The sequence below is a fragment of the Duganella margarita genome, from assembly GCF_009857535.1.
Lineage (GTDB): Bacteria > Pseudomonadota > Gammaproteobacteria > Burkholderiales > Burkholderiaceae_D > Rugamonas > Rugamonas margarita.
On sequence record NZ_WWCS01000006.1, the window covers coordinates 218,150 to 236,386 of the forward strand.

Sequence of the window (18,237 nt, forward strand, 5' to 3'; positions counted from 1 at the left end):
TTCCCGCTTTCGCGGGAACGACGGTGAAAAGGATTTTTATGATGAAGTATGTTTTATCGACGGTGGCGATGGCGTTGGCGGTCATGGGATGCTCGGCCAAGGAAGTCAGCGTGCATGATCCGGTGATGGCCAAGGAAGGCGATACTTATTATGTGTTCAGCACAGGGCCGGGTATCACCTTTTACAGTTCGAAGGATATGAAGAACTGGACGCCGGAGGGCCGCGTGTTCAAGGGCCAGCCGGTGTGGGCGAAGAAGGCCGCGCCGACGTTTGACGACCATATCTGGGCGCCGGACATCCAATTCCATGACGGTCAATACTATTTGTATTACTCCGTTTCCGGCTTTGGCAAGAATACGTCCGGCATCGGCGTCACCGTTAATAAAACGTTGAATCCTCGTTCGCCTGACTACAAGTGGGTGGACAAGGGCATGGTGTTGCAGTCGGTGCCGGTGCGCGACGACTGGAACGCCATCGATCCGAATGTGATTGAGGATGGCAAGGGCAATGCGTGGATGTCGTTCGGTTCTTTCTGGAGCGGTCTGAAACTGGTCAAGCTGAATAAGGAGTGGACTGGCATCGCGGAGCCGCAGGAGTGGCACGCGATTGCCAGCCGCACCAGCGGCGAAGCGGCGGCCACCGAGAAGGCCGGGCCGGGCGAGATCGAGGCGCCGTTTATCTTCAAGAAGGGCGATTACTATTATCTATTTGTGTCGTTTGGGCTGTGCTGCAAGAAGGCTGACAGCACTTACCATGTGATGGTCGGCCGCTCGAAGGAGGTGGCGGGGCCGTATCTGGACAAGAACGGCGTTGACATGATGAAGGGCGGCGGCACGCTGGTGATTGCTGGCGACAAGAACTGGAAGGGCTTGGGCCACAACAGTGCTTACACCATGGACGGCAAGGATTACCTGGTGCTGCATGCGTACGAGACTGCGGATAATTATCTGCAGAAGCTCAAGATCATGGAAATGAAGTTTGACGCCGCCGGCTGGCCGATGGTCGATCAGGCGGATTTGAACAAGTACCGCAGCAACCAGCTGCCGGCGAAATAATGGCCGGCCCGCGTACGTCCTCCCGCCGCCGCGCGCTGAAGCTGGCCGCCGGCGCAGCTGCCTCGGTGGCGTCGCATGGCACGTTTGCCGCTGCGTCGCCGGCCGCGAGGTCTGCGGAGGCCACCGCGTCGCAGGTACCGGTCGCGCTGTTCCCGCTAAGCGCCGTGCGCCTTGGGCCGAGTCCTTTCCTGGAAGCGCAACGCACCGATTTGCACTACATCCTGTCGCTGGACGCGGACCGTCTGCTGGCGCCATTCCTGCGCGAAGCAGGCCTCCCGCTCAAGCAGCCGACCTACGGCAACTGGGAATCCACCGGACTTGATGGCCACATGGGCGGCCATTACCTGTCGGCGCTCGCCTTGATGTACGCAGCCACCGGCGATGAAGAAGTCCTCAAGCGCCTGAACTACTTCGTTGCAGAACTCAAACGCTGCCAGCACGCCAATGGCGACGGCTACATCGGTGGCGTCCCCGGCGGCGCGTCCGCATGGCGCGACATCGCACAAGGCAAACTGCAAGCCGATAACTTCTCGGTCAACGGCAAGTGGGTCCCGTGGTACAACCTCCACAAAACCTACGCCGGCCTGCGCGACGCCTATATCCACGCCAGCAGCCAGGATGCCCGAGCGATGCTGATCGCCCTGTGCGACTGGACACTGGAGCTGACCTCGCACCTGAGCGACGAACAAATGCAATCCATGCTGCGCGCGGAACACGGCGGCATGAACGAAGTGCTGGCCGACGTCGCACAAATGACCGGCCAGCAGAAGTACATGGATCTGGCGATCCGCTTCTCCCATCAAGCCATCCTGCGTCCGCTGGAAGAAAACAAGGACCAGCTCACCGGCCTGCACGCCAACACGCAGATTCCGAAAGTGATCGGCTTCAAACGCATTGGCGACATCACCAGCCGCAAAGACTGGCAACAAGCCGCGGCCTTCTTCTGGCAGACCGTCCACGACCACCGCACCGTCGCCATCGGCGGCAACAGCGTCAAGGAGCACTTCCACGACGACAAAGACTTCGGCCCGATGATCGAAGAGGTGGAAGGCCCGGAGACCTGCAATACCTATAATATGCTCAAGCTCACCGAGCTGCTGTTCCTCGGCGATGCCAAAGGCAGCTACGCCGACTACTACGAGCGCGCGCTGTATAACCACATATTGTCGTCACAGCGGCCGGATAGCGGTGGCTTCGTTTACTTCACGCCGATGCGGCCGAACCACTACCGCGTCTATTCGCAGCCCCAAAAAGCCATGTGGTGCTGCGTCGGATCCGGGCTGGAAAGCCACGCCAAGTACGGAGAATTCATCTACGCCCATCGCGGCGATAACCTGTACGTCAACCTGTTCATCCCATCCACGCTAGATTGGCGCGAGCAGGGCGTGCAAATCCGCCAGGCCAACCGCTTCCCGGATGAAGACCGCAGCACCATCACCGTCAAGGGCAACAAGACCTTCACGCTGAAGTTGCGCTATCCGGAATGGGTGGAACAGGGCGCTTTGCGCATCACCGTCAACGGCAAGCCGGTGGCAGCCGCCATTGGCGCTGACCGTTATGTCAATGTGCGCCGGGCGTGGCGCGATGGCGACAAGGCCGAAATCCACCTGCCGATGACAACGCGGCTGGAGCAGATGCCCGACAAATCCGCTTACTACGCCGTATTGCACGGCCCTGTGGTGCTGGCTGCAAAAACCAATCCCTTCCCCGGCGAGCAGCTGAATTACCTGGCTGATGACAGCCGAATGGGCCACATCGCCAACGGTCCCGTATGCCCGCTGGAGCAGGCGCCGGTGCTGGTCAGCGACAACGCGGCGTTTGCCAACCGCTTCCGTCCCGTCCCCGGCAGGCCCTTGACCTTTACCGCCCCGGGACTGGTGCAGTCGGTGGACGCCGGCCCGACCACCTTCGTGCCATTCTTCCGCGTGCACGATGCGCGCTATGTCGTCTACTGGCCGTATTCCACGCCGGGCGATCTTGCCCGGCGCCGCGCCAAGGCGGCAGAGGACGAAAAAGAGCGCCTGGCGCTGGATGCCCAAACCATCGATCAGGTGGCTCCGGGCGAACAACAGCCGGAGTCCGACCACTTCTTCAAGGCTGAAGGCGCCGACGCCGGCATCCACAAGGGCAAGCACTGGCGCCATGCGACCAGCTGGTTCAGCTACGACCTGACCGACAGGAAGGGCGAAGCCCGCAGCCTGCGGCTGACATATTCAAAACTGGATGCCGGACGCCGTTTCGATATCCTAGTCAACGGCCAGTTGCTGGCCGAAGTGCATCTCGACGCCAGCGCGACACAGGAGTTGTACACCCGCGACTACCCGATTCCCCCCGGCGCCGCGCAAGCTGGCAAGCTGGTAGTGAAGTTTGTCGCCCGTGATGGCTCGGTGGCCGGCGGACTGTACGGACTACGTTTGCTGCGCTGACATACTAAAAAAGATATCGCAGAGTGTGAAAATATCATTGGATAGATATTTATGTTTCTCATAGTATTGATCCAAATAACAATATAAAAAAACTTATCAGGAGACTTGCCATGACATGCAATCGCAGAACCGTATTGGCCACCGCTTTGGCCGCCGCCATCACCCTGAGCGCGCCATCCGCCTTCGCCGCCAAGCCGCTGGTGATCGGTTTCTCGCAAGTGGGCGCCGAAAGTGAGTGGCGCACTGCGAATACCGTCTCGATCAAGGACGCCGCCAAGAAGGAGGGCGTCACCCTCAAATTCGCCGACGCCCAGCAAAAACAGGAAAACCAGGTCAAGGCTATCCGCTCCTTCATCGCCCAGCGCGTGGACGTGATTGCATTCTCGCCGGTTGTGGAATCGGGCTGGGATACCGTGCTGCTGGAAGCCAAGCGCGCCAAGATTCCTGTGATCCTGACCGATCGCGCGGTCAAGGTCAGCGATCCGTCGCTGTACGTGACCTTCCTCGGCTCGGACTTCGTGGAAGAAGGCCGTCGCGCCGGCCGCTGGCTGGTGGAGCGTCAAAAGAAAACGCCTGATGCCGTTTTGAATATCGTTGAACTGCAAGGCACCGTGGGCTCGGCGCCTGCGCTGGACCGCAAGAACGGCTTTGAAGAAGTCATCGCCGGTAATCCGAAGCTGAAAGTGATCCGTTCGCAAACCGGCGACTTCACCCGCGCCAAGGGCAAGGAGGTGATGGAAGCCTTCCTGAAAGCCGAGGGCAAGAAGATCAACGTGCTGTATGCGCACAATGACGATATGGCCATCGGCGCGATCCAGGCGATTGAGGAAGCCGGCCTGAAACCGGGCAGGGACATTCTGGTGATTTCCATCGACGGTGTGAAAGGCGCGTTTGAGGCCATGATCGCCGGTAAGCTGAACGTGACGGTGGAGTGCAATCCGCTGCTCGGTCCTCAGCTGATGCAGCTGGCGAAGGATGTCGTCGCCGGCAAGCCTGTACCCAAGCGCGTTGTGACGCAGGAAGGCGTATTCCCGGCCGACGTCGCCGCCAAGGAATTCCCGAACCGTAAATACTGATGACGATGAATTCTTCCGCACCCGCGAACCCGGTGCTGGAGCTGCGCGGTATCAGCAAGGCTTTCACCGGTGTGCAGGCGTTGAGCGGCGTGTCGCTCAATCTGTATCCCGGTGAGGTGCATACGCTGATGGGCCAGAACGGCGCCGGCAAGTCGACTTTGATCAAGGTGCTGACCGGTGTGTATGCGCCGGATCAGGGCCAGATCGTGCTGGCCGGCCAGCCGATACAGCCGCAGTCCACGCTGGATGCGCAGCACCATGGCATCAGCACTGTTTATCAGGAAGTGAATCTTTGCCCGAATTTGTCGGTGGCGGAGAATATCTTCATTGGCCGTTATCCGCGCAAGCTGGGTCGCATCGATTGGGCCAGCATGACGACGCAGGCCACGGCACTGCTGGATCGGATGCAGATTCGGATTGATGTGACGGCGCCGCTGGCGCAGTATCCGCTGGCGATTCAGCAGATGGTGGCGATTTCGCGTTCGCTGCTGGTGTCGGCCAAGGTGCTGATTCTGGACGAGCCGACTTCCTCGCTGGATGAGAAGGAAGTGGATTTGCTGTTCAGCGTTTTGCGTGGCTTGCGCGAGCAGGGCATGGCGATTCTGTTTGTTACGCACTTCCTCGATCAGACGTATGCGATTTCGGATCGGATTACAGTGATGCGCAGTGGCGAGCGGGAAGGTGAATACCTGGCCGCCGATTTGTCGCGCGTGGAGTTGGTCAACAAGATGGTCGGTGCGCCGACCGCTGCGCCGGCAACCGCTGTCGCCCAGGCGGATGCTGCGCAAGCGCCTGCCGGCGGCTCGCGCTTCGGCGCTTTTCTGCGTGCTGTCGGCTTGGGCCGCAAAGGCGCCTTGCAGCCGATGGATCTGGAAATCGGCCAGGGCGAAATGCTGGGCCTTGCCGGCCTGCTGGGCTCCGGCCGCACCGAGGCGGCACGCCTGCTGTTTGGCGCGGACAAGGCGGATACCGGCACGATCACCATCGACGGCAAGGAGCGCAATTTCTCGTCTCCGCGCGACGCCATCGCGGCCGGCATAGGCTTCTGTTCCGAGGACCGCAAGCACGAAGGCGCCGTCCTCGAACTGTCGGTGCGCGAAAACCTGATCCTGGCGCTGCAAGCCCGCATGGGCATCCTGCGCGCCATTCCGTTGAAACGCCAGCAGCAACTGGCGGAAGAATACGTCAAAGCGCTCGGCATCAAAACCGCCAGCATCGAAACGCCAATCGGCTCGCTCTCCGGCGGCAACCAGCAGAAAGTACTGCTGGCGCGCTGGCTGGTGACCGATCCCCGGCTGCTGATCCTGGACGAACCAACCCGCGGCATCGACGTGCGCGCCAAGCAGGAAATCATGGACTACGTCTCGGCCCTGTGCAAGAAAGGCATGGCCATCCTGTTCATTTCGTCCGAACTGCCCGAAGTGCTGCGCGTGAGCGACCGCATTGTCGTCATGCGCGACCGCAAACAAGGCGGCGAATACCCGCGCGGTGCTCTGGATGAAACCACCGTGCTGCACGTGATCGCAGCAGGGGATCAGCATGCGTAGTCCCGCCGCCAGCAACGCCGCAGCCGGCGCGTCAACCAAACCGAGTCTGCCCATGTTTGTGCATCATCCCATATTCCGTCCGCTGGCCGCGCTGGCGATCCTGCTGCTGATTGACCTCATCATGGTCCCAGGCTTTTTTCATCTGGAGATCAAGGACGGCCACCTGTACGGAAGCCTGATCGACATCGCCAACCGCGCCGCGCCTTTGATCCTGGCCGCCATCGGCATGACGCTGGTGATCGCCACGCGCGGCATTGACATCTCGGTCGGCGCCACGGTCGCCATTAGCGGCACCGTTGCCGCCATGCTGGTCGGCGGCACCATGGTCATGAACAACGGCACGCCGGAGTACGTGGCCAACACACCGATGTGGATCGCGCTGGCCGCCGCCATGGGCGCTGCGGTGCTGTGCGGCGCATGGAATGGCGCGCTGGTGGCCGGCCTTGGGCTGCAACCCATCGTCGCCACGCTGATCCTGATGGTGGCGGGGCGCGGTCTGGCGCAGCTGCTGACCGATGGCCAGATCATCACCGTCTACTACCAGCCGTTCTTCTTCCTCGGCAGCGGCTATCTGTTTGGCTTGCCGTTCTCGCTGTACATCGTGGCCGCAGTGTTCATCGTCACCGCGCTGCTGATGCGGAAGACCGCGCTCGGCCTGTTCATCCAGTCGGTCGGCATCAATCCGGTGGCGGCCCGTCTGGCCGGCCTGAAGACGGCGGTGCTGATTTTCTTCGTCTACGTGTTTTGCAGCGCTTGCGCCGGTGTGGCCGGCCTGATGATCACTTCCAACATCAAGAGCGCGGACGCCAATAACGCCGGCCTGCTGCTGGAACTGGACGCCATCCTGGCCGTGACGCTGGGCGGCACTTCGCTGGCCGGCGGCAAATTCAACCTGGCCGGCAGCGTGATTGGCGCTTTGATCATCCAGACGCTGACTTACACCATTTATTCCATCGGCCTGCCGCCGGAGGTCAATATGGTGGTCAAGTCGGTGGTGGTGTTCGTGATTTGCGTGTCGCAGTCGGCGGAGTTCAAAACCATGTGGCGGCGCGCGTTCCCGGCTGCCCGCGGAGGTAAAGCACAATGAGCAGCATGAGCACCACCAGCCCAGCCGCCGCGCGGCCGGCGCGTTCGATCATTTCGTCGCCGTACTTTACGTCGTTGATCACCGTCTTTCTGCTGCTGGTTCTGCTGGTAGCCGGCGGTGCCGCCTATACAGGGTTCCTGTCGGTGCAGGTTCTGTTCAACCTCCTGATCGACAACGCCTTTCTGCTGGTGATCGCGGTTGGCATGAGCTTCGTCATTCTCTCCGGCGGCATCGATCTGTCTGTCGGTTCGGTGCTGGCGCTGACCACCATGGTTTGCGCCTACATGCTCCAGACCTGGCACTTGCCGCCGCTGCTGGTGATCGTCATCGCACTGGCGATGGGCACCGTGTTTGGCGCCGCCATGGGTGCGTTGATCCATTACTTCAAGCTGCAACCGTTCATCGTTACGCTGGCCGGCATGTTCCTGGCGCGCGGGCTGTGCTACCTGATCAGCATTAACTCGATCACGATCGACGATCCGTTCTTTGTCGCCATGTCGCAAACGCAGTTGCCGATCGGCGATTGCTTCATTTCGCCGGGTGCGTTGATTGCGCTGGTGACGCTGGCCGCCGCCATCTACGTTGCGCACTGCACGCCGTTTGGCCGCGCCATCTACGCCGTCGGCGGCAATGAACAATCGGCGCTGATGATGGGATTGCGCGTGGCCCGCACCAAGGTGCTGATCTACGCCTTCTCCGGCTTCTGCGCGGCGCTGGCCGGCGTGCTGTTTTCGTTCTACATGCTGTCCGGGTACGGCCTGCACGCGCAGGGCACGGAGCTGGACGCCATCGCCGCGGTGGTCATCGGCGGCACGCTGCTGAGCGGCGGTTATGGCTACGTGGCCGGCGCGCTGACCGGCGTGCTGGTACTGGGCGCCATCCAGACGCTGATTGCCTTCGACGGCACGCTCAGCTCCTGGTGGACCAAGATTGTGATCGGCGGTCTGCTGTTCATCTTCTGTGTAGTACAACGCGTGATGACGATGCGCGCCAATAAAAAATAAATCAACGACGACACTGGAGAGTATTTTGAAAAAGAGTCTGATGTTCGCTACGGCGAGCGTGCTGGCGGGTTTGCTGGCGCCCGCCGCGCAAGCCGCCAATCCCATCCTGCCCAAGGTGTTCACCGCCGATCCTGCGGCCCTTGTGGAAAACGGCACGGTCTATCTGTACGTCGGCCATGACCAGGCCACGCCGGCCGACAAGGATTACGTGATGAAGGAATGGCGCCTGTACAGCAGCTGCGACATGAAGAACTGGACCGATCGTGGCTCGCCGATCCAGCCGTCCGCCTTCAAATGGGCGATCGGCAAAGTGGATGCGTGGGCGGCCGACATCACCAAGCGCGATGGCAAGTACTACTTCTACGCCACGGTGGATCACGCCAGCATTCCCGGCCGCGCCATTGGCGTGGCGGTGTCCGACAAGCCGGAAGGCCCGTTTGTCGACGCGCGCGGCTCGGCGCTCATCACCAACAACATGACGCTGGAAACGCAAATCGCCTGGGACGATATCGACCCGGCGATCTTCCAGGACGACGACGGCCAGGCTTACCTCTACTGGGGCAATTCGGTGCTGAAGTGGGCCAAGCTGAAAGCCAATATGATCGAGCTGGATGGCCCGATCCATACGGTGGGCGTGGAGCGCTTCACGGAAGCGTCTTACCTGCACAAGCATAACGGCACTTACTACCTGTCGTACTCGCGCGAATTTCCGGAGGAGACGGCGTACATGACCGGTCCGAGCGCCACCGGTCCGTGGACTTATCGCGGCGTGATCATGTCGAAGAACGTCAAGGTCAAGACCATCCACCAGGCGATTGTGGAATTCAACGGCAAGAACTACATCATCTATCACAACGCCAAACTGCCGGGCGGCGGCGAGTACCGCCGTTCGGTCGCGGTAGAGGAGTTTGCATACAACGCAGACGGCACGATTCCATTTATCAAGCAGACCAGGGAAGGCCCTGCGGCCAATCCTAGTGCTGCTTGCAAGTGATATCAATAACAATGGCATTGAATAATAATCAATGCCGAACCTGATATCATTTACCCATGGATACAAACCCTAACTGGTTCCTGCGCGCGCGCCTCAAAACGCGCCAGCTGCTGCTGCTGATCGCGCTGGACGAACAACGCAACATCCACCGCGCCTCCGAGGAGCTGCACATGACGCAGCCCGCCGCGTCCAAGCAGTTGAAGGATCTGGAGGAGATGCTGGGCGTGCAGCTGTTCGATCGTCTGCCGCGCGGCATGGAGCCGACCATTTACGGCGAGACGATGATACGTCACGCCCGCATGGCGCTGACCAGCCTATCGGCGGCGCATGAGGATATTGTCGCCATCAAAGCCGGGCTGACCGGGCAGGTGGACATCGGCACCATCATGACGCCGGGGATTTCGCTGCTGCCGAAGGCGATCACGCGCACCAAGCAGCTGGCGCCCAAGCTGCGCATCGGCGTGGAGATGGAGCTGTCCAATGTGCTGCTGGAGCAGTTGCAGCGCGGCCGGCTCGATTTCATGATCGGACGGATTCCGGAGCGCGAAAGCGCCCAGGGACTGAGTTACGAGGAGCTGGGCGACGAGCCGGCGTGCGCGGTGGTGCGGGTGGGTCATCCGCTGATGAAGTCCAAGAACCTGCAACTGCGGGACATCGCCGACCAGCCGTGGATTTTGCCGCCGCAAGGTTCGATCCTGCGCGCGCGCTGTGAACTGATGTTTCGCCGCGCGGGGCTGGAAGTGCCAATCAACGTGGTCGACACCACGGCGGTGCTGCTGATTAAGCCGCTGCTGCAGCAGACCGACGCGCTCAACGTGATGCCGATCGCGGTGGCGCAGTATTACGAGTCGCAGGGTGTGCTGAATATCCTGCCGATCGAACTACCGTGCCGCATGGACGCTTTCGGCATCATCACCGTCAATGGCCACATCCTGTCGCCAGGGGCCGAGCTGCTGCTCAAGTCCGTGCGCGAGGTGGCGCAGGAGATCTACTAACTTTCCCGCAAGTGCAAGCGCCTAAAAGTAATATTAATATACTAAATAATTTATTGCTAACTTAGTTAATTTAATGTTACTTTTGGGCTCGACTAAACCACTTGGGGAACAGAATGAAGAAAATCGCAATCGCGGTACTGGCATTGGTTTCGAGCATCGCTAACGCAGGTGAGTTGTACAACAACGGTCCAGTAGTCGGATCCAATGGCTTGTCCGCCATCGCGCCGAACGCCACCACCTTTGGCTTCGGGGACCAATCCAATGTGGGTAATTTCGTTGCTGATGACTTCACCATCACCGTTGGCAAAAGCTGGGATATCTCCAGCCTGAGTTTCTATGGTTATCAAACTGGCGCCACTGGTTTCAGCTTCACTTCCGCCACCTGGAGCATTGTCTCCGGTAATGACGTCAACACCGGCACCGTGGTTGCTTTCGGCACCACAGATGTCACTAATGGTGGACTGGCCGGTTACCGCGTCACCGATACCACGCTGAACGACACCCAGCGCCGCATCTTCAAGGTCGACGCCGACATCACCGACATCACGCTCGCCTCCGGCCACTACTGGCTGGCCTGGGGCTTGGCCGGTACCGGCGTTTCCGGTCCTTGGCAGCCGCCTACCTCCGATGCGCGTCAAGGTAACGCGGCCCAAGCGACTGGTGGCGGTGCTTTCGCCCAGCTTGTAGAGTCCGGCAGCGACTTATCGGTGGAACTGCCGTTCGCCGTCAATGGCACCGTCTCCGCCGTGCCGGAGCCGGAAACCTACGCCATGCTGCTGGCTGGCCTGGGCCTGATCGGTTTGGCACGTCGTCGCGCGCGGATTTAATTTTGGTAGGGATTGTGTCGCTACTATAGGTTATGACGACCATATCCCCTTTAAGCAGCAGCGTTGTCTCTGTGCCTCCGGTATTCAAGGTGCAGGGACAACAAAATCTTCCCATTGTTGCTGACACTGGGGCGCAAGCGTCCAGTGTCGCATCTTCCGGCAGCCTGCAAAGCATGCAGGCACCGTTGGCCAGCGCGCTGACGTGGAAGGTCAAATCCAGCGATCCGCTCACATCGCTGATGACCATCAATTATGGCTCGAAATCCCTGTTGGATCGTTTTGACGGTTTGGGCGCCGCCGCGCTGCGCGACTCGGGTGATTTCTCGCAGTCGGTGTCGCTGTTGAATGCCGATCCGGTAGCGGGTGGATATCAAGTCGCGTTGAGCATCAAGATGGCTGACGGTATCGACGTCAAGGTCAACCTGGATAGCAAAGCCAATAGCCTCTCGCTACAGGTAAGCAGTAGCAGCAAGCTTGGTGCGGCTGACCGTGCTGCACTGGCCAAGCTGGCGGACGGCTTCCAGAACGCCATCGACAGCATGCGGGATGGATCCAAGCTGGATTTCACCGGGCTGCTGGCCTACGATTCGTCATTGGTGTCGTCGGTTGATGTGGAGGCGAAAACGCAGTTTGGCACCGCGCCGGCGCAAACGCAGACTTTTTATGTCGATCACGCGAAGCGCTCGTTCACCTCAGATGGGCCGGACGGTAAAGTTAATGTCAGCGTCGACCTGCGCCAGTTGGCTGGCATGGGCAATGCGCAGCAGCGCAAGGCGGGCATGGATGCGTATCTGAAGCAGTTTGACGAAGCCGGTATTCGCGGCCACGCCAACGAGTCGACGCTGGCCACGTTCAAGTCGGCGTTTCAGCAGATGACGGGTGTTGCGTCGGAGACCACGGTGGTCAGTAATCGCCCCATTAATTTGTCGGACAGCGATCATGCGCTTTCGACCGGGCTGCCGGACTTTGACGCTTCCATGAGCGACACGCCGCTCGCGTCCAATCCGATGCGGCAGAATGAAATGGATACATTCTCTTATCAGGTCTCGCAGAGCACCAACATCAGCGGTGACAGCCAGCGCAATCGCTCCATCTCGCAGAAGCAGCACGCGCACCTGGAGGCCAGCTTCCACGAATCGCTCGGCGCTACGCCGCTGGCGCTGGACAACAGCAAGGGCTCGCAAAACTACTACTTCAAGCATGTCAGCGAGGACCGCTCAAGGGATACCGAAATCGGCTACCACAATGGCATGCTGGTGCGCGGGACTGTCGACGAACACATCACCCGCACCACGCAAGTGCTGAAGTACGTGATGGGCATCCTGACCGACGAAAGCAGCACGCCCGAGGTATCCAATACCCGGCGCGATCTGCTGTCGCAATCCCACCTCGGTATCTAAGCAGCCATCGCACGGCAGGTGTGCTCGCACGCCTCACAGGCGCGGGCGCATTCTTCCATGCCATCCAGTTCCAAGCAACTCAGCGCGCAGGCATGGCAGATGTCTGCGCAGAGGGCGCACAGGCGCGCGCTGAAAGGGGAGCCGCTCAGTTGCAGGTTGGCGGAGGTTTCGCAGATAGCGGCGCAGTCCATCATCAAACGGAAATGGTCCGGCGCGACATGCCTGCCGCCCATGTTGAGGCAGTGCGTCAGCGCAGTTTGCAGGCAGGCCTGGTGGCAATTGGTGCAGGCGTCAATACAGTCCTGCATATCGGGAATGTCGTTCATGACCGCTCCTTTAAAGAAGCTATCATGCTAGGCGCGCGGCGGGCGGACTTCTGTGCGCTGCCTCGCAAATTGGCGCCTGCGCGACTTTTGCCTTTTTCGAGATTGTTGACTGAGTCAGCATTCTATCGCACAATCCCATCATATCGATTGCTGGAGTAGTCATGGTTGCCCCCGTTTTTAGCGACCGCGTTGCGACGGTCCGTTCGTTTAACCGATTTTTCACGCGCCAGATCGGCGTGCTGCGCGAAGGCCTGCTGCACAGCGAATTCACGCTGACCGAGATGCGCGTCCTGTACGAACTGGCGCACCACGGCGACCAGCCATCGGCCGCGCTGTGCCGCGACCTCGGGCTGGATCGTGGTTACCTCAGCCGCATCGTCGCCAAGTTCGAAAGCGCGGGCCTGGTCAGCAAAGTGCCATCCACCACCGATGGCCGCTCCAAGCTGCTGCATTTGACGGAGCAAGGTCGTGCCGTCTATGAACCGCTGGACCGCCGCTCGCGCGAAGAAGTAGGCGACATGCTGTCGCGCTTCGGCGATGCCGACCAGCTGCGCATGCTGGATGCAATGCGTACCATCCGCGAGCTGCTTGATACGGAGTCCGGCCTCAAATACGCGCAGCCGTTCGTACTGCGCGCTCATCGTGCGGGCGACATGGCGTGGATCACGCGCCGCCACGGCGAGTTGTATGCCACACAACAGGGCTGGGACCGCAGTTTTGAAACGCTGGTCGGCCAGATCTGCGCCGATTTCGAGCGCGACTTCGATCCGGCGCTGGAACACTGCTGGATCGCCGAGATGAACGGTCAGCCGGTCGGCTCGATCGCGCTGGCGCGCAGCGGCGAGGACGGCGTGGCCAAGCTGCGGTTGCTGCTGGTGGAAGAGCAGGCGCGCGGCTACGGACTGGGATCGCGCCTGGTGGATGAATGCCACCGCTTCGCGCGCGAAGCCGGCTACCGCAAAATGCGCCTGTGGACCACGGACCAGCAAAAGGAAGCGCGCCATATCTACCAGAGCAAAGGCTATGTGCTGGTGGCCGAGGAACCGGTGCACGCCTTCGGCAAAGATATGGTCAATGAGACGTGGGAGCTCGATCTTATGGCAATATGCATAGCTTCATCCTAAATTGGGGACAGCATGCGGACGAGCAGACTGGCGGAGTGGTCGAAGCGGATTTTATTGGCGGCGCTGGTGCTGCTGGTGCTGGCGGTTGCCGGAGCATGGCTGTATTTGCGCGGTAGTCTGGCGCAGCTGGATGGCACGCGCCAGACTGCCGGAATGGAAACCACGGCCAGCATCGCGCGCGATGCGCATGGTGTGCCGGTCATCAGTGGCGGCAGCCGTGGCGACGTGGCTTATGCCACCGGTTTTGTGCATGCGCAGGAGCGCTTCTTCCAGATGGATTTGCTGCGCCGCTCGGCAGCCGGCGAGTTGTCCGAGCTGTTTGGCGAGATTGCGCTGCCGCTGGATAAAGCGCATCGGCTGCACCGCTTCCGCGCGCGCGGCGAACTGGCGCTGAAGTCCATGCCCGCAGAAGACCGCGCGCTGCTGGACCGTTATGTGGCCGGCGTTAACGACGGGCTGCATGCGCTCAAAACCAAGCCGTTTGAATATGCGCTGGTGGGCGAGACGCCGCGCCCGTGGACGCAGGCCGATACGCTGCTGGTGATCTGGGCCATGTATTTCGATTTGCAAGGCAATCTGGAATCGCGCGAACTGGCGCGCGGCTGGTTCCGCGATCACACCACCGAGGAGCAGCGCGCCTTCCTCGCGCCCGAGTCGACGCCATGGGATGCGCCGCTCGATGCGCAGCAGATCGAGGCTGAGGTGGTGATGCCATCGGCGCCGCCGGCATGGTGGGGTAAGCCGAAAGGCGCGGATGCCGATGCGGCCAAGTCGGCCAAGCTGGCGCAAGCCGAATTCCTCAACACGGTCGGCAGCAATAACTGGGCGGTGGCCGGCACGCGCAGCGATACCGGCGCCGCCATCGTGGCCGACGATATGCATCTTGGCATCCAGCTGCCGGCCATCTGGTATCGCGCCGCCTTGCAGTTCCCGGATGGGAAGGGCGGCCAGCGCCGCATGGTGGGTGTCACGCTGCCCGGCGCGCCGTTCGTGGTGGTGGGCAGTAACGGCCATGTGGCCTGGGGCTTCACCAATAGTTATGGCGATTACCTGGACCTGATCGCGCTCGATAGCGACGCCGCCAAGCCGGGCCAGGTGCGCACGCAGGCCGGATGGGAAACGCCGGTGGTGCAGGAGGAAACCATTCTGGTGAAAGGTGCGCCGGCAGTGAAACTGGCGGTGCGCGAGACCTCGCTCGGCCCGATCCGCGAGGTGCAGGGCCGCAGCTATGCGCTGCACTGGAGCGCGCATCTGCCGGGCGCCGTCAACTTCAACGCGGGCAAGCTGGAATCGGCAGATACGCTGGATCAGGCGCTGGCGATTGCGCCGACGCTCGGCGTGCCTGCGCAGAATTTCGTCGCCGGCGATGACAAGGGCAATATCGGATGGACCATCGCCGGCCCGCTGCCGCGACGTGCAGCGCATGGCGTGGCTTCGACTTATCCGCTGACGGCCGATGATGCGGCCGGCCAGTGGCAAGGCTGGCTGGCGCCGGCGGAGTATCCGAAGGTGGTCAATCCGCCGCAAGGACAGCTTGGCACCGCCAACAGCCGCCAGCTGGCCGGCGCGGGCGCGGCCTTGATTGGTGACGGCGGCTTCGATCTCGGTGCGCGCGCGCATCAGGTGCGGGACGACTTGACCGCGTTGGGGCCGAAAACGGATGTCAAGAAAGTGTATGCTATCGGCCTCGATGACCGCGCTGTGTTCCTGACGGCGTGGCGTGAGCGTGCGATTGGCGCGCTCGACGCCAAGGCCATCGCCGGCAACGCGCAACGCACCGAGGCGCTGGCGCTGCTGAAGGAGAACTGGAGCGGCAAGGCCAGTGTGGATTCGGCCGGTTACCGGATCACGCGGGGCTTCATGTACGCGGTATACGACATCACCTACGGCGGCGTCAATGCGGAGCTGGCGCAGATCGATCCCAAGGCCAGCATGGCGGCGGTCAGCGCGCGCTGGCCGGTGGTGCTGGCGCGCTTGCTGGACCAGCAGCCGGCCGGCTGGCTGCCGTCGCGGTATCCAAGCTGGGAAGCCTTGCAGCTGGCGGCGCTGGACCGCGTGATCGCGGAGCTGACCAAGGACGGGCAGCCGCTGAAGAATGCCACCTGGGGCCAGCGCAACACGGCGGCCAGCGCACACCCGATGGCGTCTGCCGTTCCGCTGCTGGGCAAATACCTGAAGGTCGCCCCGGACATGCTGCCGGGCGACCAGCACATGCCGCGCGTGGCCGGGCCTACGTTTGGCCAGTCGGAGCGGCTGACGGTGTCGCCGGGCCACGAGGAGCAGGGTATCTTCAACATGCCGGGCGGGCAAAGTGGCCACCCCTTGTCGCCGTACTTCCTCGATGGCCGCATGGACTGGCTTACCGGGCGGGAGTCGCCACTGCTGCCGGGACCTGCGCAGCATACGTTGACGTTTGTGCGTTAAGCCTGACGGCGCAGCGGCAAGGCCATTACCTGCGCCGCCGGCGCGCGCGCCGTGCCGTTGACCGCGTGCAGGTCGCGACGGCTGCGGGCGGATGGCTGCGCCAGTTGAAACACCGCCACCAGTTCGCTCAGCGAGGCCGCCTGGTCCTGCATGCTTTGCGAGGCGGCCGTGGCTTCCTCCACCAGCGCGGCGTTCTGCTGGGTCACCGCGTCCATGCCGGCGATGGCGGTGTTGACCTGTTCGATGCCGGCGCGCTGTTCCTCGCCGGCGGCGCTGATCTCGCCCATGATGTCGGTCACGCGGCGCACGCTAACCACCACGTCCTGCATGGTGGCGCCGGCCTGTTCGACCAGCTTGCTGCCGCTTTCGACCTGATCGACCGAATCGCTGATCAGTTCCTTGATTTCCTTGGCCGCCGCCGCCGATCGTTGCGCCAGGTTGCGCACTTCGGAGGCCACCACGGCAAAGCCGCGCCCCTGTTCGCCGGCGCGCGCCGCTTCCACCGCGGCGTTCAGCGCCAGGATGTTGGTCTGGAAGGCGATGCCGTCGATCACGCCGATGATGTCGACGATCTTGCGCGACGACTGGTTGATCGAGCCCATGGTCTGCACCACCTGCGAGACCACGGCGCCGCCTTTTTGCGCCACCGCCGAGGCGCTCAGCGCCAGTGCATTGGCTTCGCTGGCGCTGGCCGAATTCTGCTTCACGGTGCTGGTCAGCTCCTCCATCGACGCCGCCGTTTCCTCCAGCGACGCGGCCTGCTGCTCGGTGCGTGCCGACAGGTCGACATTGCCGGCGGCGATCTGCTGCGAGGCGGTGGCGATGGTGTCGGTGCCGGCGCGCACCTGCTGGACCAGGCCGGCCAGGCTGTCGCGCATCGATTTCATGGCGAACAGCAGGCTGCCGTGGTCGTCTGCGCGTGTGTCGATCGCGACCGACAGATCGCCGTCGGCGATCTTGCCGGCGATCTCCACCGCGTAGTCCGGTTCGCCGCCCAGGCGCTGCACCAGCCAGCGGGTGATCAGCGTTGCGCACAGGGCGCCCAGCACGACCGAGCCGATCAGCAGGGTGACGATCCAGAAGCGGGCCGCGGCGTAAAGGGCGTCGGCGCGCTGGGAGGCGGCGTCGCCGCCTTCACCGTACAGCGCCACCAGCTTGTCGACCTGGCCGCGCAGCGACACGATCAGTTTGTTCGACTCGCCGCGGATCAGTTGCTTGGCGGCGATGTCGTCGCTGCGGCGCGCGGCGGCGCGGATCTTGCCGTCCTCGGTCATGTAGCGTTCCCACATCGCCAGGAAGTCGGCGTACAGCGCTTTTTCCTCGGGCGTGGCGATCAGTTTGGCGTAGCTTGCCTGCATTTTGTCCAGGTCGGCCAAATCATTGGCGATGACTTTGTCGTACTTGTCCATCTCGGCCGGGTCGCTGGAGATGATGTACTGGAACTCGCGGGTCCGGACCCGGGCGATTTGCGCCTTGAGATCCTGCACCACGCGCATCGCCGGCATCCAGCGCGACGACAGTTCGGTCGAAGCGTTGTTCACCTGGGCCAGCTTGACGATCGCAAAAATGTCGACCGCCGCCGCCAGCGCCAGCACCAGTGCGAACGCCAGGCCGAGCTTGGTCGCCAGCTTCAAATTACGTAACAAAGTCATAAAAAATCCTTCAGAAGCAATGGGCGGCGCGCGCCCTGGTTTGTTATTAGATGACGATAGTGAGAATGTGTGAGATTTCCCATGGGAAACGAATGGTAGCACAGGAGAATTGTTTCTGCGTCACCCGCCAGGGGGAAACCTGGGCAGCGCGGGGCTAAGTAGTTTCCACATGGACACATTATTCTAAGACCCTGCTCAGTTACATTTCCATTGTTGCGTTGCAACAAAATATCGCCTCCAAATCAGCATTCCATCGCGCCGCAGAGGAAAAATGAAACTAGCTTGGGTGTATTGCAATGC

Annotated in this window: 14 protein-coding genes; 12 read left to right on the forward strand and 2 right to left on the reverse strand. The window is 61.7% G+C overall.

Going from position 1 to position 18,237, the window contains the following annotated elements; all coding sequences use genetic code 11:
* Positions 1-41: 41 nt before the first annotated feature.
* The 10 genes from GTP55_RS11820 to GTP55_RS11865 all read left to right on the forward strand — a co-directional run bounded on the left by GTP55_RS11820 (position 42) and on the right by GTP55_RS11865 (position 12,411).
* Complete coding sequence (locus GTP55_RS11820; protein WP_161045124.1) at positions 42-1,055, forward strand: arabinan endo-1,5-alpha-L-arabinosidase; 1,014 nt, start codon at positions 42-44, stop codon at positions 1,053-1,055.
* Positions 1,055-3,481, forward strand: a complete 2,427-nt coding sequence (locus GTP55_RS11825) for a glycoside hydrolase family 127 protein (RefSeq protein WP_161045125.1) — start codon at positions 1,055-1,057, stop codon at positions 3,479-3,481. The genes GTP55_RS11820 and GTP55_RS11825 overlap by 1 nt, the downstream gene beginning before the upstream one ends.
* Positions 3,482-3,591: 110 nt before the next feature.
* Complete coding sequence (locus GTP55_RS11830; RefSeq protein ID WP_161045126.1) at positions 3,592-4,557, forward strand: ABC transporter substrate-binding protein; 966 nt, start codon at positions 3,592-3,594, stop codon at positions 4,555-4,557.
* Complete coding sequence (locus GTP55_RS11835) at positions 4,557-6,104, forward strand: sugar ABC transporter ATP-binding protein (protein ID WP_161045127.1); 1,548 nt, start codon at positions 4,557-4,559, stop codon at positions 6,102-6,104. The genes GTP55_RS11830 and GTP55_RS11835 overlap by 1 nt, the downstream gene beginning before the upstream one ends.
* Positions 6,097-7,191, forward strand: a complete 1,095-nt coding sequence (locus tag GTP55_RS11840; RefSeq protein WP_371868334.1) for an ABC transporter permease — start codon at positions 6,097-6,099, stop codon at positions 7,189-7,191. Before GTP55_RS11835 ends, GTP55_RS11840 begins: the two co-directional genes overlap by 8 nt.
* Positions 7,192-7,196: 5 nt before the next feature.
* The gene (gene yjfF, locus GTP55_RS11845) at positions 7,197-8,195 is read left to right on the forward strand and encodes a galactofuranose ABC transporter, permease protein YjfF (RefSeq protein ID WP_161045128.1); all 999 of its coding nucleotides are present in this window, start codon (positions 7,197-7,199) and stop codon (positions 8,193-8,195) included.
* 40 nt (positions 8,196-8,235) lie between these two features.
* Entirely contained in the window at positions 8,236-9,189 is a 954-nt protein-coding gene (locus tag GTP55_RS11850; protein WP_161045271.1) for a glycoside hydrolase family 43 protein, read from the forward strand.
* 56 nt (positions 9,190-9,245) lie between these two features.
* On the forward strand, positions 9,246-10,184 hold the full coding sequence (locus tag GTP55_RS11855; protein WP_161045129.1) for a LysR family transcriptional regulator: 939 nt from the start codon (positions 9,246-9,248) through the stop codon (positions 10,182-10,184).
* Between the two features lie 113 nt (positions 10,185-10,297).
* Positions 10,298-11,011 carry a PEP-CTERM sorting domain-containing protein gene (locus GTP55_RS11860; RefSeq protein ID WP_161045130.1) on the forward strand — a complete coding sequence of 238 codons (714 nt, stop codon included), beginning with the start codon at positions 10,298-10,300 and terminating at the stop codon, positions 11,009-11,011.
* Between the two features lie 32 nt (positions 11,012-11,043).
* A complete protein-coding gene (locus GTP55_RS11865) occupies positions 11,044-12,411 on the forward strand; it encodes a hypothetical protein (RefSeq protein ID WP_161045131.1) in 1,368 nt (455 codons plus the stop codon).
* Here GTP55_RS11865 and GTP55_RS11870 read toward each other — a convergent pair.
* Positions 12,408-12,737 carry a four-helix bundle copper-binding protein gene (locus GTP55_RS11870; RefSeq protein WP_161045132.1) on the reverse strand — a complete coding sequence of 110 codons (330 nt, stop codon included), beginning with the start codon at positions 12,735-12,737 and terminating at the stop codon, positions 12,408-12,410. The two genes, GTP55_RS11865 and GTP55_RS11870, sit on opposite strands and share 4 nt — an antisense overlap.
* Positions 12,738-12,898: 161 nt before the next feature.
* Here GTP55_RS11870 and GTP55_RS11875 point away from each other — a divergent pair, with 161 nt between their 5' ends.
* Positions 12,899-13,861, forward strand: coding sequence for a bifunctional helix-turn-helix transcriptional regulator/GNAT family N-acetyltransferase (locus GTP55_RS11875; protein WP_161045133.1), 963 nt, complete (start codon positions 12,899-12,901; stop codon positions 13,859-13,861).
* Positions 13,862-13,873: 12 nt separating this feature from the next.
* Positions 13,874-16,285 (forward strand): penicillin acylase family protein, encoded by a 2,412-nt coding sequence (locus GTP55_RS11880; protein ID WP_161045134.1) that lies wholly within the window; start codon positions 13,874-13,876, stop codon positions 16,283-16,285.
* Here GTP55_RS11880 and GTP55_RS11885 read toward each other — a convergent pair.
* Positions 16,282-17,937 carry a methyl-accepting chemotaxis protein gene (locus GTP55_RS11885; protein ID WP_202423663.1) on the reverse strand — a complete coding sequence of 552 codons (1,656 nt, stop codon included), beginning with the start codon at positions 17,935-17,937 and terminating at the stop codon, positions 16,282-16,284. The genes GTP55_RS11880 and GTP55_RS11885 overlap by 4 nt on opposite strands.
* Between the last annotated feature and the right edge of the window lie 300 nt (positions 17,938-18,237).